This window comes from Qipengyuania sp. NPDC077410, assembly GCF_044543405.1.
Lineage (GTDB): Bacteria > Pseudomonadota > Alphaproteobacteria > Sphingomonadales > Sphingomonadaceae > Qipengyuania > Qipengyuania pacifica.
Genome location: NZ_JBITWB010000001.1, coordinates 1,488,382 through 1,514,229, shown reverse-complemented (window position 1 = coordinate 1,514,229; position 25,848 = coordinate 1,488,382). Strand labels below are relative to the sequence as shown.

The 25,848-nt window shown below is 52.4% G+C and carries 22 protein-coding genes; 10 read left to right on the top strand and 12 right to left on the bottom strand.

The window, feature by feature from the left end; all coding sequences use genetic code 11:
* Window positions 1–320: 320 nt before the first annotated feature.
* Window positions 321–2,087 carry a glycosyltransferase family 2 protein gene (locus tag ACIGGE_RS07355; RefSeq protein ID WP_397489826.1) on the bottom strand — a complete coding sequence of 589 codons (1,767 nt, stop codon included), beginning with the start codon at window positions 2,085–2,087 and terminating at the stop codon, window positions 321–323.
* 269 nt (window positions 2,088–2,356) lie between these two features.
* Here ACIGGE_RS07355 and rfbC point away from each other — a divergent pair, with 269 nt between their 5' ends.
* The 6 genes from rfbC (at window position 2,357) to ACIGGE_RS07325 (ending at window position 7,605) form a co-directional block, all read left to right on the top strand.
* Window positions 2,357–2,932: a dTDP-4-dehydrorhamnose 3,5-epimerase gene (gene rfbC, locus ACIGGE_RS07350; protein ID WP_397489825.1), complete on the top strand. Its 576-nt coding sequence runs from the start codon at window positions 2,357–2,359 to the stop codon at window positions 2,930–2,932.
* Complete coding sequence (gene rfbB, locus ACIGGE_RS07345; RefSeq protein WP_397489824.1) at window positions 2,923–3,987, top strand: dTDP-glucose 4,6-dehydratase; 1,065 nt, start codon at window positions 2,923–2,925, stop codon at window positions 3,985–3,987. Before rfbC ends, rfbB begins: the two co-directional genes overlap by 10 nt.
* Window positions 3,984–4,874 (top strand): dTDP-4-dehydrorhamnose reductase, encoded by an 891-nt coding sequence (gene rfbD, locus ACIGGE_RS07340; protein WP_397489823.1) that lies wholly within the window; start codon window positions 3,984–3,986, stop codon window positions 4,872–4,874. Before rfbB ends, rfbD begins: the two co-directional genes overlap by 4 nt.
* A gap of 29 nt (window positions 4,875–4,903) precedes the next feature.
* Window positions 4,904–5,779: a glucose-1-phosphate thymidylyltransferase RfbA gene (gene rfbA / locus ACIGGE_RS07335; protein ID WP_397489822.1), complete on the top strand. Its 876-nt coding sequence runs from the start codon at window positions 4,904–4,906 to the stop codon at window positions 5,777–5,779.
* 49 nt (window positions 5,780–5,828) lie between these two features.
* A complete protein-coding gene (locus ACIGGE_RS07330) occupies window positions 5,829–6,722 on the top strand; it encodes a hypothetical protein (protein WP_397489821.1) in 894 nt (297 codons plus the stop codon).
* Between the two features lie 112 nt (window positions 6,723–6,834).
* A complete protein-coding gene (locus ACIGGE_RS07325; RefSeq protein ID WP_397489820.1) occupies window positions 6,835–7,605 on the top strand; it encodes a class I SAM-dependent methyltransferase in 771 nt (256 codons plus the stop codon).
* An 18-nt stretch (window positions 7,606–7,623) separates the two neighbouring features.
* Here ACIGGE_RS07325 and ACIGGE_RS07320 read toward each other — a convergent pair whose 3' ends face one another.
* The 9 genes from ACIGGE_RS07320 to ACIGGE_RS07280 form a co-directional block, all read right to left on the bottom strand.
* A complete protein-coding gene (locus ACIGGE_RS07320; protein ID WP_397489819.1) occupies window positions 7,624–8,271 on the bottom strand; it encodes an ABC transporter ATP-binding protein in 648 nt (215 codons plus the stop codon).
* A complete protein-coding gene (locus ACIGGE_RS07315) occupies window positions 8,268–9,050 on the bottom strand; it encodes an ABC transporter permease (RefSeq protein WP_397489818.1) in 783 nt (260 codons plus the stop codon). The genes ACIGGE_RS07320 and ACIGGE_RS07315 overlap by 4 nt, the downstream gene beginning before the upstream one ends.
* Entirely contained in the window at window positions 9,051–10,166 is a 1,116-nt protein-coding gene (locus ACIGGE_RS07310) for a capsule biosynthesis protein (protein ID WP_397489941.1), read from the bottom strand.
* 65 nt (window positions 10,167–10,231) lie between these two features.
* Window positions 10,232–11,278 carry a hypothetical protein gene (locus tag ACIGGE_RS07305; RefSeq protein ID WP_397489817.1) on the bottom strand — a complete coding sequence of 349 codons (1,047 nt, stop codon included), beginning with the start codon at window positions 11,276–11,278 and terminating at the stop codon, window positions 10,232–10,234.
* Complete coding sequence (locus ACIGGE_RS07300; RefSeq protein ID WP_397489816.1) at window positions 11,275–13,179, bottom strand: hypothetical protein; 1,905 nt, start codon at window positions 13,177–13,179, stop codon at window positions 11,275–11,277. The genes ACIGGE_RS07305 and ACIGGE_RS07300 overlap by 4 nt, the downstream gene beginning before the upstream one ends.
* 23 nt (window positions 13,180–13,202) lie before the next feature.
* Window positions 13,203–15,380 carry a hypothetical protein gene (locus tag ACIGGE_RS07295; protein WP_397489815.1) on the bottom strand — a complete coding sequence of 726 codons (2,178 nt, stop codon included), beginning with the start codon at window positions 15,378–15,380 and terminating at the stop codon, window positions 13,203–13,205.
* 221 nt (window positions 15,381–15,601) lie between these two features.
* On the bottom strand, window positions 15,602–16,750 hold the full coding sequence (locus ACIGGE_RS07290) for a hypothetical protein (RefSeq protein ID WP_397489814.1): 1,149 nt from the start codon (window positions 16,748–16,750) through the stop codon (window positions 15,602–15,604).
* Window positions 16,751–17,612: 862 nt separating this feature from the next.
* Window positions 17,613–18,290, bottom strand: coding sequence for a DUF5672 family protein (locus ACIGGE_RS07285; protein WP_397489813.1), 678 nt, complete (start codon window positions 18,288–18,290; stop codon window positions 17,613–17,615).
* A 121-nt stretch (window positions 18,291–18,411) separates the two neighbouring features.
* On the bottom strand, window positions 18,412–19,992 hold the full coding sequence (locus tag ACIGGE_RS07280) for a glycosyltransferase (protein ID WP_397489812.1): 1,581 nt from the start codon (window positions 19,990–19,992) through the stop codon (window positions 18,412–18,414).
* Window positions 19,993–20,331: 339 nt separating this feature from the next.
* Here ACIGGE_RS07280 and ACIGGE_RS07275 point away from each other — a divergent pair, with 339 nt between their 5' ends.
* Both ACIGGE_RS07275 and ACIGGE_RS07270 read left to right on the top strand, forming a co-directional pair.
* On the top strand, window positions 20,332–21,522 hold the full coding sequence (locus ACIGGE_RS07275; protein ID WP_397489811.1) for a polysaccharide biosynthesis/export family protein: 1,191 nt from the start codon (window positions 20,332–20,334) through the stop codon (window positions 21,520–21,522).
* Between the two features lie 25 nt (window positions 21,523–21,547).
* A complete protein-coding gene (locus ACIGGE_RS07270; protein WP_397489810.1) occupies window positions 21,548–21,862 on the top strand; it encodes a hypothetical protein in 315 nt (104 codons plus the stop codon).
* Window positions 21,863–21,873: 11 nt separating this feature from the next.
* Here the strand turns inward: ACIGGE_RS07270 and ACIGGE_RS07265 are convergent, their stop codons facing one another.
* A complete protein-coding gene (locus ACIGGE_RS07265; protein WP_397489809.1) occupies window positions 21,874–22,917 on the bottom strand; it encodes a phytanoyl-CoA dioxygenase family protein in 1,044 nt (347 codons plus the stop codon).
* 13 nt (window positions 22,918–22,930) lie between these two features.
* Window positions 22,931–23,776, bottom strand: coding sequence for a 3-deoxy-8-phosphooctulonate synthase (gene kdsA / locus ACIGGE_RS07260; protein ID WP_397489808.1), 846 nt, complete (start codon window positions 23,774–23,776; stop codon window positions 22,931–22,933).
* A 215-nt stretch (window positions 23,777–23,991) separates the two neighbouring features.
* Between kdsA and ACIGGE_RS07255 the strand changes: the two genes are divergently transcribed.
* Window positions 23,992–24,978 carry an SIS domain-containing protein gene (locus ACIGGE_RS07255; RefSeq protein ID WP_397489807.1) on the top strand — a complete coding sequence of 329 codons (987 nt, stop codon included), beginning with the start codon at window positions 23,992–23,994 and terminating at the stop codon, window positions 24,976–24,978.
* 44 nt (window positions 24,979–25,022) lie between these two features.
* Window positions 25,023–25,832: a 3-deoxy-manno-octulosonate cytidylyltransferase gene (locus tag ACIGGE_RS07250; protein WP_397489806.1), complete on the top strand. Its 810-nt coding sequence runs from the start codon at window positions 25,023–25,025 to the stop codon at window positions 25,830–25,832.
* Window positions 25,833–25,848: the final 16 nt, after the last annotated feature.

Below are 25,848 nucleotides of genomic sequence, written 5' to 3'. Positions count from 1 at the left end.
ATAAATTGCCCTATCACCAGATCATTCCCACAAATGCGCAAAGAGAGACTAACAAAAGTGGTTTCCACTCTTAGCTAGCCATACGAAATGCACCTTTGCACCCAACTTAATCGTTTGCTTGGCCGATAGTTTCACGCCTTATCGAGCTTGGCTGACGCGCAAAGTGGGCGTGATTTATCCTATCGCCCGTCGTGTCACGCATATACGACCCTATTCCGAAAACTGAGATTATACATATACCTATGGATAGAATTCCGGGCCGCTACCGCCATCGTAATGGCTAATTTTTTAACCTGGCACATCAGGCGATCATTTCAACCTTAAAAACGCGGAAAGCGAAGGGCATAAGTTTCGCTCGCTCTGTCAAGATAAACATGGTGCAGGGGATCGCAGAACGTCTCGCTGCTCCAGCGTTGCTGGAAACGGCGTAATTCCGCCATATAGTCTTCAAGACGCTCCGGAGAAAAGTCATTAGAGCGCGATTTGCTTTCATGATGCAGGAGTTGGGCTTGAGCGGCAAAATAATTACGCCAACCTTTTGCCTTAAGTCGCAAACACAGGTCCGTATCGCTATAGGCGATGGCAAAGTTTTCAACGTCAAAACCGCCGATTGCCTCAAATTTCTCTTTTCTGACTAGCAGGCATGCTGCAGTCACTGCGGTCACCTCATGCGAACAGTACGGGCGGGCAAAATAGCCCGCTGCACCATTTGGAAGAGCACGATGTGCATGGCCGGCCGCAGCCCCCAAACCAACTACAACTCCCGCATGCTGAATGCTTGCATCAGGATATAAAAGTCGAGCACCAACCGCCCCTGCCTGGGCCTTCACGGCGTAGCGCATCATTTCCCGCAACCAGTTATCATTAATTATCTCAATGTCATTATTCAATAAACAAACATATTCTCCTGCTGCATGCGAAACACCAAAATTGTTAATTTCGGAATAGTTATATGGATGTGGCCAAGAAATTACCCTAACTCGCTCATCTCGCACAATTTTTTCAAAATAATCTAAGGTTGGCTTCTCAACACTTGAATTATTCACGATAACGACTTCTAGGTTGTGATAAGCAGTTTTGTCGAGCACCCCTTGAACACATGTTGCAAGCAGTTCAACATGATCGCGGGAGGGGATGATTATGCTGACCATGGGCAGAGATTGCGGCAGCGGCCACCTGACATTCACCGTGCCGAACGGTCCAGGCACAACGGTCCCACCTTGCCGCGCGACGAACTGGTCCACCGCACCAACCCAATCTTGAGAAGACCTTCGCCAGCGCCCTTCTGGCGTAGTTGACACTATCGCGGGGAGGTGGCGAACTTCATTATGGTCACTGTGAAGCAATTCGAAAAGGAGCGCTCGGAACGTGCAAGATCCAAACGCCATCTTGCGCAAGCAAGTTCTAGCTTTAGCAACGGGTAGGGCACAGGCATCTGAAATAAAATCCTGTGCGAGGAAGAGTTCTGCATTCCATTTGGGTTTAAGCCATGGGTTCTTGCGGGTACCGTCATGACTTTGTTCATCCTGATCCCCAAATACGACCCCCAGAAATTCTCTTTGAGAAGTTGCGCGGTCGATAACCGCGAGGTATTGCCCAACAGCGCTCTTAGCGAGTGTATTTCCAGGCTCAAGCCAAATAAACCATTCACCCATCGCACGTTCCAAAACGATTACGAGTGCCTGTAAAACGGTCGTATCCGCGTTCGTTAAGATCGTGACCCTCGGGCTTTTACCGATCTCCTCCGTTACGACCTTCGGTACCCATCCCGTAATAAAAAGGTCCCAGTTCTTGCACCGTTGTGACATAACTGAACGGATTGTTCGCAGGGCTGCCGCTGAGTCCGTACCAGCTTCGATGTGAACCGCCACCGTTATCGACGCGTTAGGATCCGTGTTATCTAAGTACCTTTCGTGCTCGTGCGCGCGGAGCCACTCTATATAGGCGAATGGTGCTGAGGAAGCGGCCGACCACAGCTGATTTGCCGCGCGCACCTTGCGCCCAGTAAGCCACCACCACGCCACGACCAATGCCGCAAACGGACGCCACAAAACAACTTTCATAAAAGTGTAGAAAATCGGACGCATGCAGAAAACTCTATTACTCACACCATTTGCGTAGTTAATGTAATGCCACCATAGCATCTAGCGAATTTGAAAAGCCAGACGCGCTCTCCCCAATACATAATCTTTCTGATAAAATCGAAATTGCTCAAATCGACCGGTTTGAAAGATAGCGGCGTTTGCCGAAGATGGCTGCAGGCTACAACTTGGTAAGCAATTGCGTAACACGCAAGTGCGATGTTAAAGGCTGCCAGCAAGGTGAGTTTGCGTAGTTTTTAGAGGTCTTCAAGCGCATGCAAGTTAAATCATTCGACATCCCGGGTTTAAAACTTCTTGTCCCGCGCCAAATCGGGGATGAAAGGGGGTACTTTGCTGAAACATTCCGTGAGGACGTCTTTCTCAGGGAATGTGCCGAAATGACGTTTGTACAGGACAACGAATCTATGAGCTGCCGCGTCGGCACAATTCGCGGCATGCATTTTCAAAGCCCGCCGTATGCACAGGGTAAGCTTGTTCGTTGTACCCGTGGCGCATTGTTTGACGTTGCCGTGGACATCCGCGACGGTTCGCCTACGCACGGCCGCTGGGTGGGCGAGATTCTATCTCCCGATAATGGTAAACAATTGTGGGTTCCTCCTGGCTTCGCACATGGATTCTGCACTTTGGAGCCCGATACAGTAATCAGCTATAAGGTCACCGGCTATTATAGCGCTGAGTGTGACAGAGGGCTCCGTTGGGACGATCCAGCAATTGGCATCTGCTGGCCAAACGTGGCGGACAACGAAACTTTGTCACCCAAAGATCGAAACCAGCCCATGCTAGCCGACCTGCCTGCTTATTTTTCGTGGGAGTTGGACACATGCGCGTAATCGTCACCGGTGGTGCCGGCTTCATCGGATCCGCACTCGTGCGCTATCTTGTGCTTGAGAAAGGCTATGATGTCCTTACAATCGACGCGCTGACATATGCCGGTTGCGAGGCGTCGCTGCAGGCGGTGGACGGCAAGGCAAATCATCACTTCATCAAGGCTGACATCTGCGACCGAACGGCAATGGATGCAGCCATAGGCAGCTTTCGGCCCGATCGGATCATGCATCTCGCGGCAGAGAGCCATGTAGACCGTTCGATCACGGGCGCTGCGGATTTTATCCAAACCAATATCGTCGGCAGCTTTACTCTCCTGGAGGCGGCACGCGGCTACTGGAGCGGGCTTGAAGGTTTGCACAAAGCAGCCTTTCGTTTCCTGCACGTCTCCACCGATGAGGTTTATGGATCGCTCGACGATGAAGGCCTGTTCGAGGAAAGCACCCCCTACGATCCGAGTTCGCCCTATTCCGCCTCCAAAGCCGCCTCGGATCATTTGGCTAAGGCTTGGGAACGAACCTACGGCTTGCCGGTAGTCGTCTCCAACTGTTCGAACAACTACGGGCCTTATCACTTCCCTGAGAAGCTGATCCCGCTCATCATTATCAACGCGTTGGAAGGTAAGGCGCTGCCGGTTTACGGCAAGGGGGAAAATGTACGCGATTGGTTGTTTGTGGAAGACCATGCCCGGGCACTGGACATTATCATAGAGCGTGGGCGTGTGGGCGAAACCTACAACGTCGGCGGACGCAACGAACGCCGCAACATTGATGTTGTGCGCCGTATCTGTTCGGTGCTCGACTCACTTGTCCCTGCCGACGTGCCCCGCGAACAGCTTATTGAATACGTGACCGACCGGCCCGGCCACGATGCACGCTACGCGATTGATGCCACTAAGCTCGAAACCGAGCTAGGTTGGCGGGCGCAGGAGACTTTCGAGACCGGCATAGAAAAGACCGTTCGCTGGTATCTGGAAAACGAGTGGTGGTGGGCGCCGCTGCGCGGGCGGTACGACGGAGAGCGTCTCGGTCTTTCTAACACCAAGCCAGAGCAGGTATGAGGATCGCGGTAACCGGCACGAACGGACAGGTAGTTAGTTGCTTGCAGGATCGCGGTAAGGCCGCCGGACACGAGATCATTGCCCTTGGTCGCCCCAAGCTCGATCTGGCGGACCCGGTGTCGATACACCATGCGATCATGGTGGCCCGACCAGATGCTGTTGTGTCTGCTGCTGCTTATACTGCCGTTGACAAAGCCGAGAGCGAAGCAGCGACGGCCAATTCCATCAATGGTGTAGGGGCTGGCGCCGTCGCCGATGCTGCGCGCGAACTGCAGGTTCCGTTAATCCATCTGTCGACCGACTATGTTTTCGACGGCAGTCTAAATCGCCCCTATGTCGAGGCCGATCCCATCGGTCCCACCGGTATTTATGGTGCGTCGAAGCTTGCCGGAGAGGAGGCGGTTTTTCGCTCCTACCATCACAATTCCGCAGTTCTCAGAGTTGCTTGGGTCTACTCCCCCTATGGAACAAACTTCGTCAAGACAATGCTGCGTCTCGCAGCTGACCAGAGCGAAATATCAGTCGTGGCCGATCAGATTGGCAATCCCACCAGTGCGTTCGATATTGCCGATGGCGTTCTTCAAGTCGCACACAACCTCACGACACGAAGCGACAGTTCGTTGCGTGGTACTTTCCATATGACCGCCTCCGGCGAGGCAAGCTGGGCTGATTTTGCCGAGGCAATTTTCGCCGCGTCTGCAAAACGCGGCGGCCCTTCGGCCGGTATAAAACGCATCAGCACTGCGGACTATCCGACTCCTGCAAAACGCCCGGCGAATTCGCGACTAGAATGCTCAAAAATCTTCGAGTCCCACGGGGTCATGCTGCCACAATGGCAGGGCTCTCTGGAGAAAGTCATCGACCAACTACTGGTTGGCTCAGCCTGAGTAGGCCATCAAACAAGGAAAGTGAAGACGTGAAAGGTATCATTCTTGCCGGAGGTAGCGGCACTCGGCTCTACCCAATGACATCGGCGACATCTAAACAGATGATGTCGGTTTATGACAAGCCTATGATCTATTACCCGCTCAGCACGTTAATGTTAGCTGGTATCCGAGAAGTGCTAATCATTTCCACCCCACGCGATCTGCCGGCATTCCGTGCACTGCTGGGTGACGGATCACAATGGGGCATGAACTTCGAATACGCAGAGCAGCCCAATCCGGACGGATTAGCGCAAGCCTACGTCATTGGTGCTGAGTTTGTTGCCGGCCAGCCATCTGCCCTAATCCTTGGTGACAACATTTTCCATGGTCATGGCCTTCCAAAATTAATGGATAACGCGAAGAACCGCGGAAACGGTGCCAGCGTCTTTGCCTACCACGTTCAAGATCCAGAACGTTATGGCGTTGTAGCGTTTAACCCTGACATGAAGGCTCTTTCTATAGAGGAAAAGCCCAGGGAGCCTCAGTCCAACTGGGCCGTGACAGGCCTTTATTTTTACGACGGGAAAGTGGTCGACATCGCTGCTGACCTAAAGCCGTCTCCGCGCGGCGAGCTTGAGATTACCGATGTTAATCGCGCTTATCTTGAGCGAGGCGAGTTGTCTGTTGAAATCATGGGCCGCGGCTATGCGTGGTTGGACACAGGGACTCCTGACAGCCTGCTGGATGCTGCGGTCTTCGTCCGTGTTTTGGAAAAACGCCAAGGTTTCAAAATCGCCAGCCCCGAGGAAATAGCATTCCGTCAGTGCTATATAGATGAGACCCAAATGGGACGCGTCATCAATAAGCTCGGCAAGTCAGATTATGGCCTTTACCTTAGGTCAGTGGTAGAAGAGAATGAGGCATGAGGACGTAAGTTCGCTTTACCTTAATGTGATGAAAAGTACAAAATACCGAATGGCCCAAGAATCTGTTTCACCGTCCGCAGAATATCTCAGAAGTATTGCCTGCATGCGAAAGTTTGTCGAAGGAGAGGGGGGATGGCTTTTTCTAATCGGTGACACTAACGATCAAATGGCTCAGCAATTCGGTTTTAAGGTGTGGACCGATCAAGATGCGTCACACGCCAATAAAATTATCGACGATCGTATTTTGCAACTACCGCGCTACAACAAATTCGTCGTTCCACAAAAGAGTGTTGCGTATCGCGAGTATTTACCCAAGCCGATCAATACTTGGCAGGACAGTAATCAGCGCCCCGCATTGCGGCTAGGAAAGGCTTACTATTTGCTCGAAGCCATCCAAGCTGCAAAACCCTTGGGGCATCTATACTTCCGCGGGGATACCCATCCCAATTGGTTAGGTTCATACGTTCTTTATCGCGAGATATGTAGCAAATTAGAAATTACTCCGCTTCGACTGCACGATTTTAATCATACTCTCGCAGGTTACGACGGTGATCTATTTGGCCATCATATGACCGATGAAGAGCGAAAAGATTTCCTCAACAGAATTGATCACCCACCGTTCACGCTTGACGTTACCGATCGAATTTCTCTGTCATCGCCAGAGGCAAAGCATATTGGCGATGAGGGTTATTCAGCGTTCTCCCGAGAGACTCTCGTGTTTGAGCATATCGACAAGCGACTTCCTAAAGCAGTGGTTTTCCGAGATTCAACATGTCAATTCATGACAGATTGGCTTGCGGAGCATTTTTCTCGAACTGTTTTCGTCTGGCACTTAGGCGATGTGCTACAAAAAGTGATTGAACGGGAACAACCAGACATTGTTATCCAGATTATGGCTGAACGATTTGTCTGGACCTACCCCAGTCGAGCGGCAATCGTTTGATTAATGGGACACGTGGTTGACACCCTTATTAAGGGTCTCGACTAGTTGCCCACGACATGTCAGATTTTAGCCGGTCCGTTAAATTCGACGGCGGCAAAATCACAGGGGTCGAATGATGCGCCGTATTAATAAGTGGATGGGTGCTATATTACCATCTCGATTGAAAAAGCCGGCGACTGATCTCAGTCATTCCATTGCCGATTACCAAAATTTGGTTCGCAATAAACTTCGGCTGGCTCCCGAAAATCGGTCTTTAGCACTGGCGCAAGCTATCGGCGCGGACACGATGGATAGTTTCCGCAGTCAAGGCGACGGGCATGTGGCAGTGCTCAAAGTCCACGGTTTGCGTGACGGGATGGCTATTTATGACCTTGGCTGCGGTTGTGGCCGAACGGCTCAGGCACTCCAACGCTCTGGATGGTGTGGGTACTATAAAGGTGCTGATGTAGTGCCAGAATTTTTGGCTGAGTTGTATGACAAATGCCCCGATTTTGATGCTGTCCTCAACTTCACACCACGAATTGTAGCAGAAGATAACTCTTTAGATATTATCTTTCATTGGTCAGTCTTTACGCATCTTTATCCAGCAGAATGTTACGCTTATACTCTGGATGCGTTTCGGGCCCTAAAACCTGGAGGCAAAATGATTTTTTCATTTCTTGAACTTGAGGATTCAGCTCACGGTCGCGTTTGGGACGCAAATTTAAAGCGCATAGAGGCTGGTCTCAGAGCTGAGCAGCTCGATGCCTTTCTTCACCGTGATTGGATTTGCAAATTTGCTCAAGATGCGGGATTCACAACACCGTTGTTTACGAACGGCTCAGATGCTTCTGCTCATCCCGCATTCTGGCAGACCCTCGCTGTATTGCAAAAGCCTGGTTAAGCGGCATCAACTTCATGATCAAAGCTGATCATAAATATCCAAAGCCTCATTTATATCGGAATATACGGTGGCTTTGCCTCTGTGAACGATAATGGCTTTATCACATATCTCACGAACAACGTGCGTATCGTGGGAGGCAAGTACCATCGCCCGATCCTCACGCTTTTCAAACAATTCAAACCTACACTTGCGCTGAAAGCTTTGATCGCCGACCGCGATAATCTCGTCAATCAAGTAACAATCGAACTCAATCGCCAGTGATAAGGCGAAAGCTAATCGTGCCCGCATACCCGACGAATATGTCTTGACTGGCATACGTAATTGGCCGCCAAGCTCGCTGAATTCTGCAACGAAATCTCTAATTTCTTTGTATTCTCGCCCATAAATGCGCGCTATGAAACGGGCGTTGTCGTAACCGGTTAGACTTCCTTGAAATCCCCCTCCGAATCCAAGGGGCCAAGATGTACTCATGGACCGCCTGATGCGCCCCGACGAGGGTAATTCAACGCCTCCTATGAGTTTTATCAACGTGGATTTTCCGGCACCGTTACGACCCAACAATCCGACTTTCTCACCCGGGTACAAAGCTAGATTTAGATCCTGGAGAACCTTCTTAGTCAGCCCACCATGCTTGTAAGCTTTACATATATTCTCACAACGGATCATTCAACAACCAGATCTCGCCGCACATGACGGCATAACATTAATCCGATCATCATGCAGATAAGGGAAAAAGCTAACGGATAAACGAAATCATAGGTCGCCGTGACGGCATTCCCAAATAGCCCGTATCGCATCATTTCCATAGCATGTACCGGAGGAGAATAATATAGGACATCCTGCGCAGTGGGTGTCAACCATGACACCATGTAGAATGTTCCGCTGAATGGCACCATAATGTATGTCGTGACTGGAATTATTTTCTCTACAAACTCGGACACTTCGCTCAACGGCGTTAAGACAAAACAAACACCAAGTGTGAAAATCGAATAATAAAGATATCCTAGAATTAGCATTCCAGGATATTCTGGAATTGCAAAAAGGCCAAAGGCACCTAATGCCAGCCCGATAAAAGCGTACGCCATTAGATGGCCCACACTCTCGATAACAAAACGTGCAAAAATAAAATCATAAATTTTTATTTGTCGATGGTACATGAGCGCGCCGTTCGCTGTAAACAACATCACACAACGGCTAATAGCATGTCGAAACATCACCAATGGTATGTAGCCTGATACAACAAAAGCAAAGACACTCACGCCATGATGTTCTGGACCTTGTATGGCTCGATACATAATGCCAACCAAAAGAGCGAAAAGGACGGGCTCAACCATGATCCAAAGAAAGCCAATATTGTCTCGGCCGAAGCGGGTGCTCATTTCACGAACTAACAGGGCATGGATTACCCTGCCTTGGACTTTCAGTGATGGAAGTAACTTACCCACTCAATCTTCCTCGGGAGCATGTTCCAGAATTCCAACGGTTAGCATCCAGCCCACGAGAAACAGGCAAAGTGCCGAACCCGCGACCACAAGTATCGACCTAAACCTCGACGGATAAAGAGCCACGTCGGGTGCATTCGGTTCAACAATACGTTCAAGATAGAATTTTTGCTTTGCTGCCTCAGCACGTGCTTGCTCAAGTGAGCCCATATTTATTGCCAAGTTCTTTTCCGCCAGTTCCTGTTCGAAAGCCAGGTTTTCATACCCACCAATTTTTGACGCAATACCTTCTCGGGTCCCAACAGCTCGCCCAGTTTGCGCCGATATTTGCGTGTTCAAAGCCGCAATTCGACTGCGCAGGGCTGGAATTGCTGGATGCGAGGGTGCTGTCCTTTCCATTAGTTGCAATTGAGACTTCAGCCCAGCCTCTTCGGTAATTAGCTTCGAAGTAATGTCTAGAACACCCACGGCCTGTTCGGCGGGATCAATAAGCGCCTGAGCATTTCGATACTGCCCCATCGCGAGCCGCGCCTCTACTGCCCGACGAGACGCCGTTTCCACCTGACTCATGGCCTCAGAAATGGCTCGTTTTTCTGCCCTGGCATTTAAACGATTAACCAAGTTTTCGCTGAGATCGAGAAGCGTGTTATTAATTTTTTGCGCGTCTTCTGCAGTAAAGGCTCGCACAGTCAGCACGGCAGTACCTGTCTCCTTATCTAAGTCGGCATTAACGACGTCACCATAATAACGGTACAAATTTTCAAATTTTGCTTCGCGAAACATCGACGGATAAACAGATAGAAAGTCAGCTTCGGCAATATTGTACCGCTGACTGAAGCCTATCCGCTTTTGAACATCTCTCAGAGCATTCCGCGAACGGACGTAATCAAGAATTTCGTTAGTCTGCTCTTGCCCACCGGACAATCCCGTCGTCTGCACTAAATTCGCAAGAGTACTCATTTGTGAGCTTTTTTGATTAACGCTTTTAACGACAAACCGAGATTCAGAGTAATACTGATCACTTGCGATAAGACCGTAATACAATATAGAAATAAGAGTTGGAATGCCGACAACAATGACAAACCAATGCTTTGTTCGCAATTTGGTAAAGAAATTCATTCTCACGGGGGAAGTTCCACGTCTGCAATTCAAAAATAATTGAAACTCAACTAATATGTCAGTGGTTATTGCCGCTCCAAGAGACCTTCTCCTTCGAGCCACTCAGCAAAGTCACTCTTACCATCCGCTCCAAACGGATTGGGAAAAGCTGCTTGGAGGTCTTCGCGTTCCCGGTAGAGTAATCGGTGCGCGCGGGCAATCGGCGTCCCATCGGCAAAACGAGCAAATGCCCAATAGCGTTCGGGAATGCCCGGCGAAGTAGCGACGGCGACTTGCTCGCGATACCACCGCCAAAGTTCATAGACCACGATCTGGTCGCGGGCATAGCGGCGCGTCATCGTATCACCCAGCGGCCCCAGCTTCGTGAAGTGCCAGAAGCGCAAGACACTATCGTTGGCGCGGACATTGCCGTCTTCATCGATAGTGATCTTCCGCTGGTTCACGTTCCAACTTGCCGTGTTATAGCCCGGATCCTTGAGGATATGCACCTTGTCGAAGAAAACCGGTACATGGTCGCACCATTTTTGATCCACAAAGAGGCCCTTTGCAGGATCGTCATGACAGAACTCGCGAAGACGTTCCGCCCACCAGGACGCAAAGCGCGCGCCCTCGCCAGTCGTACGGATGGCTACGAAGCCCAGATTGAAGACACCCGCCCACATCGGGCAAAGCTCGTTGTCGATGATGGCCATCCGCTCATCTTCTGGTTCAAGAAGGTGTGGCGTGAGGACGATATCGAAGTCCTCCAACTTCTCGAGCACCGGCGTGAGCGGATTGAAAAGGCAGGTGTCGGGGTCGAGGTAGATCACGGCATCGAAATCGCGCTTAGTGGCCATTTCGAGAAACGGCCCTTTAACCGCCGTGCAGATTTCGACAATATCGTGTTTGAAAAGCCAACCATTGACCTCGTCAATATCGAGCTCATCCTGCCACACGACTTCGTCGAACGGCTCATCCAACACATCGAAGTGAAAGGTGTCAGGCGTCCGATCCGTCATCAAAGCAACCAGATGCCAGTCGGGATGATGTTTGCGCAGGCTCTGGTAAAGAACCCGAGCCCGATTAAGATAGCTGAAGCTGAAGCTCGAGAAACACAAAACGCGCATGATCAATCCAAAACTTCCAAGGTGACAGAACTGTAATTAAGATCGTAGCGGCGGACCGTTCGACGAGCACGGGAGTACTTCATGACATTTCCAGATGTGAACGCGTGCTGAAGCGCGTTTTCGTCTGCAAAAATTTCGCCCTCTCCCGTTTGATCGATTACGTCCACAATATTTCCTGCGCATGGGTTAGTAATCAGCGCAGCCCCACCTGCCAACGCCTCATAAGCGGTGAGGCAGAAAGTTTCGGGCCAAATTGACCATGTAAGCGCGATGTCAAGTTCCACAGCCGCCACTGCAGTTCGCATCAAATCAGGCTGCGCTTCGCTCGCGGAAACCTCACAGAATTCCACAGGCAAGCCGCCCCGGCGGCTCTTACCCAGATGGTAGAACTCATAGCGGGTATCTTCTGCCAATTTGAGAACAAGATTCTGGAATACAGACCATCCTTTATGGTCCGCCGGATAGCCAAGGAAGCCGATCTTGAGAGGGGTGTACCCAGATCCCCGCCCTGGAGTTGAAGTGATTTCTTTCAGTTCGACATGGCGCACAATTCTGCTGGCATGGACATCGTGCAATCCCGAATCCTTCCAGATTTTTAATGCTGCTTCTGAAGGCGCAAGCACTTCAACTTTGAACTGACCAAAGAGCTTTGCGAATTCGTCGGCTTGACTAAAATCCGCGCGCGCAAATTCACATAGGTCCCAAGCTACAGTACCTTCGCGAGGCAAGCCGCAATACTCAACATCATTACGCAGCAATTTATAATTGTTGTATAAAGCGGCATAATCATGGATCCAATGATAGCCAAACTCGGCGCCTGCTTCTTTCAGGATGGAGATCGTTTGCTCAACATTATGCCCGAGTAGACTATGAATGACAAATGTCGTTTCAGGAAGTGTTAGATCGGCGAATACGGCGCAAATATCCTTCGCAGTAAAAATGCCGACCTCCATGCCATTTAAAAGCACACCGAGCTCGATAGTATCTCCCGAAACGTCCAAAAATGGCAAAGGATGAATAGGAAAGAAGTGTAACTGGAGAAGACCTCGCGCCTGTAGCTCTCTCAGCTCACGGCGCAACAACAACTGAACCCCCCCTATATTATGAGTGTAATCATCATGCGAAAACGAGAGAATAAGCTTCGCGTACTGACCAAGTTGATCGGTAAGCGCCTTGGCCAGAATACGCCTATCAGACAATCTCGCAGGGTTTCGAAATGACTTGTATTCTGCGATCTGCTCGGCGACTGGTTTGAGCTTGGACAATATATCCCACCGAAATCCTAACTCATGCCGGCCAACGCGGCCCTCGGCGCGCCCCGTAACAAGAAAGTGATAAAACGGATTGACCCCAGCATCGACGACATCAGGATTATTATCCAAATAATATTTTGTTGAGAATGTGAGGGACGGGTCGCGGTTTTCCAGCCATCCGTTGCGGAGATAATGCTGAATGGGCTCAACACCAGCCTGTTCAACATCAGGATAGTTTGTAAGGTAAAAATCTTTATCGAAACTTTGTTGAACGACCTTGAAAACTTGGCTTTCGATTAATGGATCGGCCTTGCCAGATTTACCTGTTAATTTCGCTTTGGAATTTTCAGCCATGCGCGTCGCCAAGCCTATAGCCCGCTCGACCTTAGGCCTTACCTTTTCAAACCTGGTCGCCGAGCGATCTTTCTTTGTAGTATCTGCAGCGGGAGTGACAGCGTGTTGTTCGCCCGTAAAGGATACTACATCCCCGTCAGGTAATGAACGGCGATTAAGCCTTCGGCCAATCCAAAGAAAGTGCAGTGCCGGCTCGATACCTGACAATTTGACGTCAGGATATTCGTTAACATACCATGCCTCATCAAATTGCCCTGAAGCTCTAAAAGCTTCGACATCATCTTTTGAGATATCTGTCATTCGTAAGCTCTGCGATGTAGAAGTCACCAAGATCTTCCTTCAAAAATTCCGTGTCGAATATAATGCTCAAGGGCACCTATTCCCGATTCCGCAACATCTTCATTGTTTTGATAATAAGAACAGGAATCGAAAAGACCCATACGCTCGATCCTCTGCGTCACTCGCTTTGCCTTCTGCTTCCTTGATAGAAAGACCCACCAACGAGGCTGGCCCTTCTCAGCTTCCGACAACTTACCCAGCCACTCCATTCGTGCTTTCAGATCAAGCACACGTTCAACCTCTTCTGCCGCGAGGCGGGCCAGTTTAGCCATTTCTTCGTGCTGCAGATCTATCCGCTGCATTGCGTCGTCTGGTACGTTGGCCTTGTTGCGGAGCGCACTTGCTTCATCGAGATCCCTCTCCAGTTGCGCTACTGCGCGAACTAACTCAGCAACTTCCCATTGACGGCGGGAAAGGACACCGTTTGCTTTAGCGATCTTTGTCGTGGCCTGCTCCAACTGATGCTCATGCCGAAGGTTTAACTGAACAATCTCACTCTCATGATGGGAAACTTCGGCGAGTACGGCATCATATTCGTCGCGTAGTTTTTCAAACGCTGCCTCGCTGGTCTTTAGAGCCTTTTCAACCATATTATTATGCAAAGTCGCTTCTTTCGCTTCCCAACGGGCTTTAAATACTTCTGACTCACTTATCAGATACTGCTGGGTTCGGGCTTGCAGACGATCTTCCAAGAGGTTTATCTTACCCTCTAGCGATTTGTTTGAGGCCTCTAAGCGCTCTATTAGCATACTCAGCGCTTCTCCTCGTTGCTTTTCGGCTGCGACTTTTCCCCAAGCCTGGGTCGCCTCCTCCTCGCGTTGCCGCAAGGCACTGGAAAGTTGATCTATACGTGCTTCAAAGTTGGTGGATTGAACGCGCAGAACTGCGGCCTCCCCCTCGCTTCGGGCGCCGGCCCTAACGGCAGCTTGGCAATCGATCTGAATGGCATTAAGCTGCCGCCGCAAATCACTCTCGCGCTCCGTAAATTCATCCCGCAATGCACCAAGTTCATCTTTTGCGCGGTCCAAGTCCGCAGAAGCTACAAGCCTTTCACTACGAAAATTTTCCAATTCCACAGTCATTTCGCTATTGGAGTGCAGAACTTTATCGCGTTCTTCAACGAGGACCTCAATGCGGTCGCGTAAAGATAGAAGTTCGTCGCGCTCTTCATCACGCTCACCTAATTTTTTTCTTAGAAGTTTGATTTCTTCGCGAAGCTCATTCCGATGACGTTCCGCATGCCCCACTGCTTCGCCAGCCCCAGTTCCTTGCATGATGATTTGAGCGAATGACGGAGAAGCCGCATTGAGTTCGGCGAGCACTGTATCAAGTTCGAGATGATCTGCGGGATTTTCACCATCTCTGGACCAGCGCAGGAAAATCGAATAAACGCGCCTTATCCATTCAGGACTGCTATATCCAAGCGCAAAATCATCGTCCACTCGTTGGTGACGAGCATCTGCCTTGATAAATCCATCAATTTCTTCTGCCGAACGCAAACTTTGGCGAGGCCATACAAGCCCTGTCTTCTCTTCGAATTTTCTAGTAACAGCAGTCCAATTCTCAAGTATTTGTTCGTAACTGAAAATCAATCGCGGAACGTCACGCGTAGCTCTTTCAGCTTCAAGAACATTGCGAAGCCAGATCAAAAGTCCCAAACCTTGTTGCGATCCATCCCGCGCGCCAAGAGATGCAGAGACTTCAAAGGGGTTCCGGATCGGAATAGCGACTACCGTTTGTGCATTCAATTCTTTTAGCGCTTCCAGCCAAAAAGGCGCCAAACGGCAGATACGTGGATCTTTTAAAACGAAAAGCGGCGAGTTTCCATATTCATCATTCAAAACCTTAATGGCCCGGTCGAGAAAATTCTCGCGAATGATCGAAGCGCTCCAAGCCGTATTAATTGGGAGCCAGTCATCCCAATGGCTTCCGGCCGACGCCAATAACTCGTCATTTAGGGCAACTATTACGTTAGATTCCCAGTGCCCATAATGATTGCCCTCGCTCGCACCCATGAGATTGGACGGCAGGTCACAGCCCAATATATTCGCAATGCGCGAAAAGGCGCTAGTTCCTGAGCGATGCAAGCCCAAAACTAAAACACATGCTCGAGAAACCGTCACGCGCCCTCCCTTGGTTTGATCTCGTTTTCTGGGTGCCAATTCCTTCTTCCCTGCAATTGCCTGGTGCGCTCACATCCAGCTTCATTACCATCAACTCCAGGCATACGGTGTGACCTAATCAAAGGCCGTTCGCTTACGCCTAGAACCCTACCGTACCTCTTGAAAGCAAACTTATGGCAGCCCTTCAAATACGAAGGCTAAAACGCGGTCCGTGGTCGATTCGCAACTCTTTACATCCCACGACTAACGAAGAAATTACGTCACCGAGCGATCCAGTCAGAGCCGTTACAATACGCCATGATGTGTTTGTCGCCACCAGCGATAACAGGCTCGCCATAAATGCTATATTTTGCGTTGCGAACGCCATATAGGGTGCCCTCACTCTTATCATCACACGGAGGTAGGGCGCCCACGTCAATAACGGTTAAGCGCAGCCCAGCCGCGGATATCGCGACAACATTTTCTCCAACCCCTAAGCAAGCCTTGCCATTACAACGATCCAGTGATTTCGATGCTCTTGAGTAGCTGTCAAATGCATTGCCAAGTCGATTGCCGTACCAAGCAATGCCGTTCATTGCTGTGGCTTGGGAATTGTAAACAACCGCCTGCCCCCCAGACATGTTTAAACTTACAGGTCGACCGTCATTAAAACTTGGATCAGCCGTTGCCAATGTCATATCCAAGCCGATATTGACTAAGCCTGCGTTGGAAATTCCGGCATCTATAGCCTTGCTCCCGCTAGACTGGTTTCGAATGCCGAACCAGATCTCACCTTGTGACGCTGCATTCTCTGTACGACCAAATCGATAGACTGTGCCAATGCCCGCGACATCGCGGCCATTGTCAGAAAGGGAGAATTCCTGAACATTAAGGTAAGAATGCGGGACGGTTGTCGCGACGTCGCCATTCAGTATCACGCAAGCCGGTTGCGCTAGCCAATGAGATGCACCTTCTCGCCCAGCGCCCCCGATCTGGCACATCCCATAATAGGCTCCGGCGTCGCCATTGCCATTTTGCTCTACCGACGTGCGAACCGCTGCTACGCCCGTGCGCCCATCGTTTCCGGTAAGCGATTGGTTCCACCCGCTGAAATTGAGCAGCCTCGAGGAGTACTGCGCTGCTTTCGGTGACCAGATGTAGCCTGTAAGTGGCCTGCCAAGTGCATCGCTGCCGTCGATAATCGAACTAGCGGCGATTACTTGGGCATTTACGCCGTCAAGATGTTCATCGTTTAACTCTTGGAGCCTGCCGTCTGGCGGTATTGCGCGAACGACCTCATGCACCTTGACATTGGTTTGAATATTATTGGAAAGCACATCCGATGCGTTGATACCTACCGGCCCAGCGATTGCATGATCGAACGTGACAAGCGCCAATCCGAATATTGCGTAACTGAGAGGCCGCATCATCTACTTGTTCCTTTCCCTTGGCGACGGCGCACTTCAATAAGACAAATAATCAAAGTTCCGGCCAGCGTTGGGTTTTGTCGATGTTTCCGCATGAAAGCTAAACTCCCTCCGCTGATTTGAGCGTATACGGGCACCGCGATGCAAACTTCTGTTGATAGTCCAAATATTTACAATCTTTATGATACAATTTCGGATGCAATATCTTCTATCTAAGACCAACGCTCAACCTGAGCGAACGGTATTGATGACGCAAGGCATTCTGGAGATCGAGCATCCCTCAGTCCTAGCATGTTAGATCAATGGACATCCAATCATCTAAATTTGATGACCAACCGACGATCGCGCAACCAATGTTAGGTTGCTAGGATCCTCTTTGCAGACACTCGATATTTCATATCAAACCGAAAGCTTGCACGCAATGAACGGCTTGCAATAGCACGTAATGCCGGCATTTGTAACGTTGGCCAGCTCTTAAAAAGGGCTTTTTGCGGATGGCAAATCATGGCAATGACTTTTTAGCGGACATTAATGGTTTAGTCGGGATCGGCTTGTGCTTGGAATGCAGGAGCAGAACAGTCTGAATGTGCGATTCGATAGCATCCATCGTAAGCCACACAACGCAAAGATAACGTCCATGCGGTCTGTAAAACCGCATTGGTAAGCATGACGATGATCCATGCTTTGCCTCTGTTGAGCGGGAAAGCTGCGCTGCTCAGCGTAAATTTAGCCTTCAGAGGATAAATTGTCGGAGAGAGGGTTGGTAGAACCGCTATTTTCCTTGTAAATGACTTTTCTCGTAAATGACAAATGTTTGCCTCGCTTACTGCTAGCTTGAACATCGCAGCATGCGACTCACAAGGCGCTAGCGCTCATTCCAGCTTAAGAACCGGTAAGCGATCATTTGTGTCGCGCGTAAAACACCGCGTGGGCCGCGCACGACTTCTCGCAACAGTCTTCTGAAATCCCGCTTCAGCGTTTCGCGTTCATCCAGCTGGCGGTATATATGCCAAAACCTTCCAACGCCTATTGCGCGGGGCATATTCCACACACCGTGATAGCCAAAGGTCTGGTGTGGATCGCCGCATCGCTCGGCTGCGAAGGCGTCCGCCACGTCGCTGGGTGCGAAGCGCATCCCCTGCCCTTCCAGCCAATCTCGGTTTGTGCGCCCTATCGCGACATCTTCAGGGTGGAGCATAACGAAAGCGGGATCCCGACAAAGTTCCATCAGTCTTCGAGTGCGCAGCGAAAATCCACCATTGCCGACGTTGTACCCATCATCAAACTGTGGCCAGCTCGCCCCAATATAGTCGTAGTCGAGGAATTCAGCTTGCCAGCGTCGGGCGTCAAGCAGATGCCCATCCCATTGTGCGACAAGGCAGTGCGTGGTTGAAATATGGTCGGGAAGGCTTGTCAGCATGAAGTCCGAGTAGGCGGTTGAAGTGCGTAGCGGCTTGATCGGCACGACTTCCACCTCTGGTGATACGCAGCGGACGTCGGCATCGGTCAGCAGCTTACATGCCCCGAAGCGGATCTGGCTCAACGAAAACTCCAAAGCGCGCAAAGTCGCACAGACATTAACCGAGGTCACTGCGCATAGCGTAACTTGCGGGAGAAAAAGGCGGGCTTGAGCTAGCGGGATCGGTATGGTCATTGTCATTGCCTCATCCGTTTAAGCGGATCGCAAAGCGCTCGCTGTATCGGCTGAGCTGTGGGTGGTGAAAAGGGTCGACCTGCCGATCCATGTCCCCTGTTCCCCACCGCGCCTTGAGCGCCTCCAGTTCGCCAGCGAGTCTTGCCGCGCCCACCGGGTCGCGATCAAGGCCGCGCGAAACGGATTCATGATGAACCAGTGTGGCGCGCGGTTCGTAAAGCGACTGCCAGCCCCGCCTGTTCAATCGCATGCAGAGATCGACGTCGTTAAAAGCCACGGCGAAACTCTCTTCGTCAAGTCCGCCGACTGCCTCAAATTTTTCACGGCGCACAACAAGACAGGCTGCGGTGACGGCTGAGACGAATTGCGGCAGTGCGTGGCGACGAAAATAGCCCTCCTCGTCCGGACGTAGGAGCCTATGCGCATGCGCGGCGCCGCCGCAAATACCCAACACTACGCCGGCATGCTGGATCCGTCCGTCCGGATAAAGCAGACGTGCGCCAACCGCCCCCACTTCAGGCCGCATGGCTTGGCGCGCCATGATCTCGAGCCAATCAGAAGCGAGCACTTCGATGTCGTTGTTGAGCAGACACAGAAGCTCTCCCGTCGCCAATTCGGCGGCGCGGTTGTTCAAACGCGAAAAGTTGAACGACCCATCTTCGCGCATGACCTGAAACCGGTTTGGATCGAGCATAGCAAGATATTCGAGCGCGGTTGGATGGTCACTGCCATTGTCGACGACTATCACTTCCATCGATGGGTAATTAGTACGCGCAAGTCCGTCGATACAGACCCGTAGGAGATCCACTCGGTTACGCGTCGGCACGATGACGCTGACTTTAGGCGCCCCAACCTTTGGCTCACGATTGTCAAAGCTCGCGGGACGAGCAGTAATCCGGGGCTCGGGTCGAATGCAGCGGTGATGAAAAACGTAGGGCAGTCGCACCACCTCGCTTGGGGAAGCACCTCCAGCAGTCTTCGCAACCAGATTGGCGACCGTCCCTTGAGCGATCGCCTGGCGAAGCTCATCCGGATCAACGCGCACAATGCCCGCGCCCGTCACGTAATCGTGATGGCGCAACAATTCGAGATTCCATTCCGGTTTGAAGTGTGGTCGAGCGCGGCACCCCCGTGCATCAAGCTCATCGTCGTCGGCATAAATTACTTGCGCGTTAGTAGACGCCGCGGCGGCACGATAGGCTGCCCCTGCACGAGGCTCCAACACGTCGCCGGCTTCGAGCCAAATCAGCCACTGCGGTCCATCGTGCCCCAGTTCTTTCTGATCGGTACCGCAACTCGCGTCTAAGACTAACAGTCCCTCGCTCGTCGCGCTTTCAATGGTTTTAGCCCGTCCCCGCCCGTTTCCCACAACGGCAAAGATTTTCGGGCAGTCATGAACATCTATCACCCCAGGCGTAGTTTCGCCGCGCAGCCAAAGGCGATAGGCGCGCGGGGAGGCGCTCAACAATGGCGCCAATTGCGCGCGTGAACGCACCCGCTTTCCCAGCACCCGCCACCAAAGCGCAGTCAACCAAGGACGCGGCGAAAGCCGCGCGGCATCCAAATGAACCAACAGCCTGAGCAAATCCATCGTCATAGCACCATAAGCTGAAGACCTAGCGAAAAGCCGTTTTGGTTGTTTGTATCATATCTCACCCAATAGCGGCCTATTCGCCGGCGACAAACGGACAACCGGCGGCGGCATCATCAATTGCGCCATAAACGGGGCACGGTTGGAGGCATGCCACAAATTGGAATTGTCTTGCCAAGCTATAGCGCGCGACATCGTACTGCACGGTCTCGACAACCCGGCCCGTTTTTACCGAACAATCAGACAGACAAGCAAGACCTATAGTTCGAAGGCGCCATAAGAACTGTAAGCATTTTCGCCGCGCATCCGTAGTTTCTCGGAAGTTGGTCGCAATGGGCTATGCCTGAAACTGCTTATTGGTTAGAGGGTGCGCCTCATACGGAAATTTCATACGAATTTGCAATGAACCTGAAACTGCTTTTATCGACTTTTGCGCTCATCTCCCTAAGTGCGTGCTCCACTTTGCCATCCAGCGGGCCTACTGGCAGCCAAATTACCGACACCGCATTGAAAGCGAAGGTCGATGGGGCGACAATAGAGATCGTTCCGGTTGAATCGGTTGTCGATGTACCGCCGGCAGCAGTTCCCGTGCAGTGGGATTTGCCAGATTACGACCCCCCGCCTTCCGATATGATTGGTCCCGGTGATGTGCTTTCGGTCATCGTGTTTGAAGCTGGTGTCACGCTGTTCGGTGGCAGCGGGCCATTGTCGGCAAATGGAACCGGAGGGTTTGACCCTTCAGCACGGGCCCAAACCCTTCCCCCGCTGCGTGTTGACGATAATGGAATGATCGACATTCCGTATGTCGGCACGATTCAAGTGGTGGGCAACACGGTGGCAGATGTTCAAACGAAAATACGAGATGGGCTTCGAAGCCTTTCGCAAAATCCTCAAGTTTTAGTGCGCCGCGAGGAAGTTATCGGTAATTCTATTATAATTGCTGGTGAAGTGGCTCGGCCGGGACGTCTAGTCTTGCAAACCAACCGAGAAACTATGTCTGATGTTATCGCTCTTGCTGGTGGGTATAGGGGAGAGGCAAAAGACCTCACACTTCTGATCGAACGGGGAGACGACCTCGCTCGATTGCGGCTTTCCAATGTCTTGGCGGGCTCTTACGAACGCGTGCGCGCCTATCCTGGAGATCGCATCACTATTCTTGATGAACCGATGCTCTATTCGGTGCTGGGAGCATCCGGCCGCGTTCAACAAATGCCCTTTGTACGCGAGCGGATGAATATCATTGAGGCAATTGCTGCCGCAGGCGGACCGAATGGTGATACTGGGGATCCAAAAGCGGTCTTCCTTTTCCGCTATACCGGGCCCAATCAAACCCAGCCGACAGTCTATCATTTCAATCTGATGCAAGCGCCGACCATTTTTCTAGCGCAACGGTTTGCGTTGCGTGATGACGATGTCCTCTACTTCGGTAATTCCGAAAGCAATCAACCCCGCAAGCTTATCCAGACGATCGGTCAGCTGTTCTCACCGATTGTCACTGCGACCGCGGTCGCGAATAACGTGAATAATTAAGGGACATTCGAGACCGCAGGGAGGGTTGCGCATCGAACTTGCCGAACATGCATTGGTCGCGCTCGCGATTCAAATCATCGTCGGGCTCTTGACCCGGAACTGGTGGGCGGGAGCGTTGCTCGCGTGTGGATATTTCATTGGGCGGGAATTGGCGCAGGCGGAATACCGATGGATCGAGCAATTCGGGCATGGCCTCCGGGCCAACGCCCCTTGGTGGGCAGCTTTCGATCTGAAGGTTTGGACTAAAGCCGACCAGTTCGCCGATGTTGTAGGCCCGATCATTGCAACGTCGGCGCTGACCTGGGTCATGCTGAGACGTGATAGACGCCCGCGCACCTAGGGCGAATTCATTCAGCCGGTAGCACTATCGTCCACAGGTCTACGCCTGCCAACGTCCTGCCACGGCTGTCCGATGGTCTTTTCGAAGCGGTCACGGAAGGACCAGAGCCAACCTACGCGCTTCTCGGCGATTCCGGGAATGCTCAGGGGATCCCCGCCCAGCCAAGGCAAGAACGGATTGCGTCGCGCATAAGACCAGATCTCGACCCGCTCTCCTGCCTTATCTGCTGCGCCGCGAGCGTGGAAACCGCCGGTATCTGCTACGACGAGCGTGTTCTCCGGCAGTGCCAGAGCCTCTGCTGGGGGCAATCCCATTTGCGACAAACCCGACGCATCGACGCGTGGCGAACCGCGGGCAGACAAGCGGTCGATCGACTGAGGATCAGCGAGGCTCCTTTCGTGCTCCCACTCCATGCGTTTCGGCGTAAAGCGGTGCGAACCTCGAACATAGGTGAAAGGGCCGTCTTCTTTTGCGACCGGATTGAGGAACAGCCAAGCCTTCATGGAGGCGTGAAAGCTGTCGGCATGAAGGACCTGCTGCGGATCGGTGCCGCCGCCGACGAGGTTGGAAACGATCGTCTGAACGTAATGGAGCGGCGTAATGCGAAAGCTCGCCACGTAGTGGAATAGGGCGTTGATATCTTTTCGTGCCAAGAACCGCCTTAGGTCCGGAGCCGCCTGGAGCATTTCGGTATCGATTGCGATGCGACGCGTGATGGCATCGCCTTGGCGCATCTCCCGGGCGGCCCATTCGGAGTGCAGGATGGCCTCGCGGAGCTTTCTGAATTCCGCCGCTGGAACCACGTTTTCGATTACGACGAACCCGTCACGATCGAATGCTTCGCGCCAGTCGGTACGGACATGTTTTGCAAGACGGCGCCTGCGCCACCTGCACATCGCATCCGCAAAGCGTACGCGAGCGCGGTGAAGGCCCATCTGATTGAGGCGCTGCGACCCGATCAGGGGATGGTCGAGAAAGCTCTTCGCCGAGGTTCCCAATTGAAGAACGTGGATCGGCGCCAGCGCGATGGCCTTGGCTTTGTTGATCAAACTCATGCGGGGAAGGCCCTTACACCTCGGCCCGCAGCGCATCTTTGGCGATCTCGTCGATGGCCATGAGTTGGGACACGAGAGATTCGAATCTCTCGAGCGGCAGCGCATTCGGGCCGTCCGAGAGCGCCGAAGCCGGATCAGGGTGCGTCTCCATGAATACACCGGCGACGCCGGCCGCAACGGCAGCGCGGGCCAGGAGGGGCACATACTGGCTTTGCCCCCCAGAGCGCGAACCCAGCCCACCCGGCTGCTGAACCGAATGGGTCGCATCGAAAATCACCGGGCAGCCTGTTTCCGCCATGATCGAGAGGCCGCGCATGTCGGATACAAGCGTGTTGTATCCGAACGACGTGCCTCTGTCGCAAAGCATGAAATTGTCGGTTTCTTTCCCCGCTGCAGCCGCCGCCTGGCGGGCTTTTGTTACGACATTCTGCATATCGCCTGGCGCCATGAACTGTGCCTTCTTGATGTTGACCGGCTTTCCGCTGGCGGCAACGGCGCCGATGAAGTCGGTCTGTCTAGCGAGAAAGGCAGGAGTCTGCAGAACATCAACGACTTCGGCCACGGGGTTGGTCTGATTCGCTTCATGTACATCGGTGAGGACCGGCAGCCCCGTTTCAGCACGAACTTTTTCGAGAATGCGAAGCCCCTCGTCCAAGCCAGGCCCGCGAAACGAGTCGCCCGACGTACGGTTGGCCTTGTCGAAGGAACTTTTAAAAATCAGCTGCACATCAAGGCGCCGGGCAATGGCGGCCAAGGTATCCGCAACATGAAGAGAATGTTGTTCGCTTTCGATCACGCACGGCCCGGCAATCACGAATAGCGGGGTTTCTGCCGTTATCTTGCGACCACACAGTATCATTTGTTCAAATCCATTCTCATCGACCGCTCTTTGAGGTGTTTTTACAACGCCCTACCGTAAATCTTGTAGAGTCCGCCCCAAAAATACATGCTGCTAGAAGTGACCGCTTGACATCACCAGCACCAAGAGGTGAACGAGCCGTTACGGGCGCCAAAGCGATTTCAAGATACGCGCCCCCTACATCGTTTTCCAGAGTTGCGCAGAAATTCCTTTCTATGATCAACGATACAATAGCCTCCGACCACATGGTCTCCGCCCTCAAAACGCTCGAGATCGAAATCGGTGGCCTGGAAGATCTGAAAAGTGCTTTCAAGCAGACCGGCCTTGGCGATGCTTTCGAACAGGCAGTGAACGCTTTCGCATCTGCCAAAGGGCGGATCATTGTCACCGGGATCGGGAAAAGCGGCCACATCGCCCGCAAGATTGCGGCAACTTTCTGTTCGACCGGTACCTCCGCGCTCTACCTGCATCCGGGAGAAGCCAGCCACGGCGATCTCGGCGCGATTTCGCGCGATGACGTGGTATTCGCGATTACTTGGTCGGGCACGACACGCGAACTTGGCGACATCGTCAATTATTGCAGCATGCATCGACTGCCGTTGATCGTGGCGACCGCGAACGGGGCGAGCTGGGTCGGTGAAGCGGCCGATATCTGTCTGACCCTACCCGTCGTGCGGGAAGCGTGTCCGAACGAGCTTGCGCCGACATCATCGACGACCATGCAACTGGTTCTTGGCGATGCGCTTGCTGTCGCCCTGATCGAAGCTCGTGGTTTTTCGTCACACAGTTTCGGCCTGTTTCATCCCGGCGGTCGCCTGGGTGCGCAGTTGACGACGCTCGAGAAGGTCATGGGTGCGGACGAGGCTTTGCCGCGAGTCACTCTCGATGCCACTCTGCGCAGCGCAACGATCGAGATGAGCCGCAAACGCTATGGCTGCACTGCCGTGATCGATGCCGACGAGAAGCTTGTGGGCGCATTTACCGATGGCGATCTGCGCCGCTGTATCGCAATCCACGATCTCGACGATCCCATCGGAAGCCATATGTCGCCGCGTCCGGTGACCGCCGAGCCGTCCATGCCGGCAGCACAAGCTCTGACCTTGATGAACGATAACGCCGTTTCGGTCCTGTTCGTAACGGACAGCGAAAAGCTGGTCGGCATCGTTCACATGCACGATCTGGTTCGACTGGGAATCGGTTGAATTTTCCGTCAGCCGGAGCCGCGGTGCTGGCTGAAAGGATGAGGATGGAAAGCCGCGATCTCATAGTCATACCGGCGCGGTTCGGATCAACCCGGCTGCCCGGTAAGCCCCTAATGGCATTGGCCGGGCGCACTCTGCTAGAGCGAGTGATTGCCAATGCCCGCGAAGCCGCCGACCTTTGCGGCAATTGCGATTTTGTCGTGGCGACCGACGATGAACAAATTGCAGAACACGCCAATGCGCTGGACTCGAGATCCGTCCTGACCGATGCGGCGCTGGATTCCGGAACGGCCCGGGCACACGCCGCGGCGTTGAAATCGGGTAAACCGGAACGCGTGATTTGCCTGCAGGGTGATGCTCCTTTCATTGCGCCGCAGACTATTGCATCGTTGATACAGATATTACGCGAAGGCAACGCGTCGGTTGCGACGCCGGTATATCAACTGGACTGGGCGAGGCTCGATCGGCTGAGGGCACATAAGAAGACCGCTCCGTTCAGCGGTACTACCTGTGTGAGGGATTCAGAGGGTCATGCTCTCTGGTTTTCCAAATCCATTCTGCCAGCAATGCGTAACGAGGCCGATCTGCGCAAAATGGATACATCGCCCGTCTGGCAGCACATGGGTCTATATGCGTACACGATTGAGGCGCTGGACTGGTTTGTCGGAAAATCGCCCGGAACTTACGAGATCCTGGAAGGGCTCGAACAATTGCGATTTCTCGAACATGGTTGGAAAATTGCGACTGTGCCCGTTGCACCGCCCGAGCACGCGCTGTCGGGTATCGACACTGCAGCGGACCTTGCCCTCGCGGAAGAAGCGATTGCAAAACTGGGCGACCCTTTCCCCGCGTAAGCGGGATGGTTGCGGC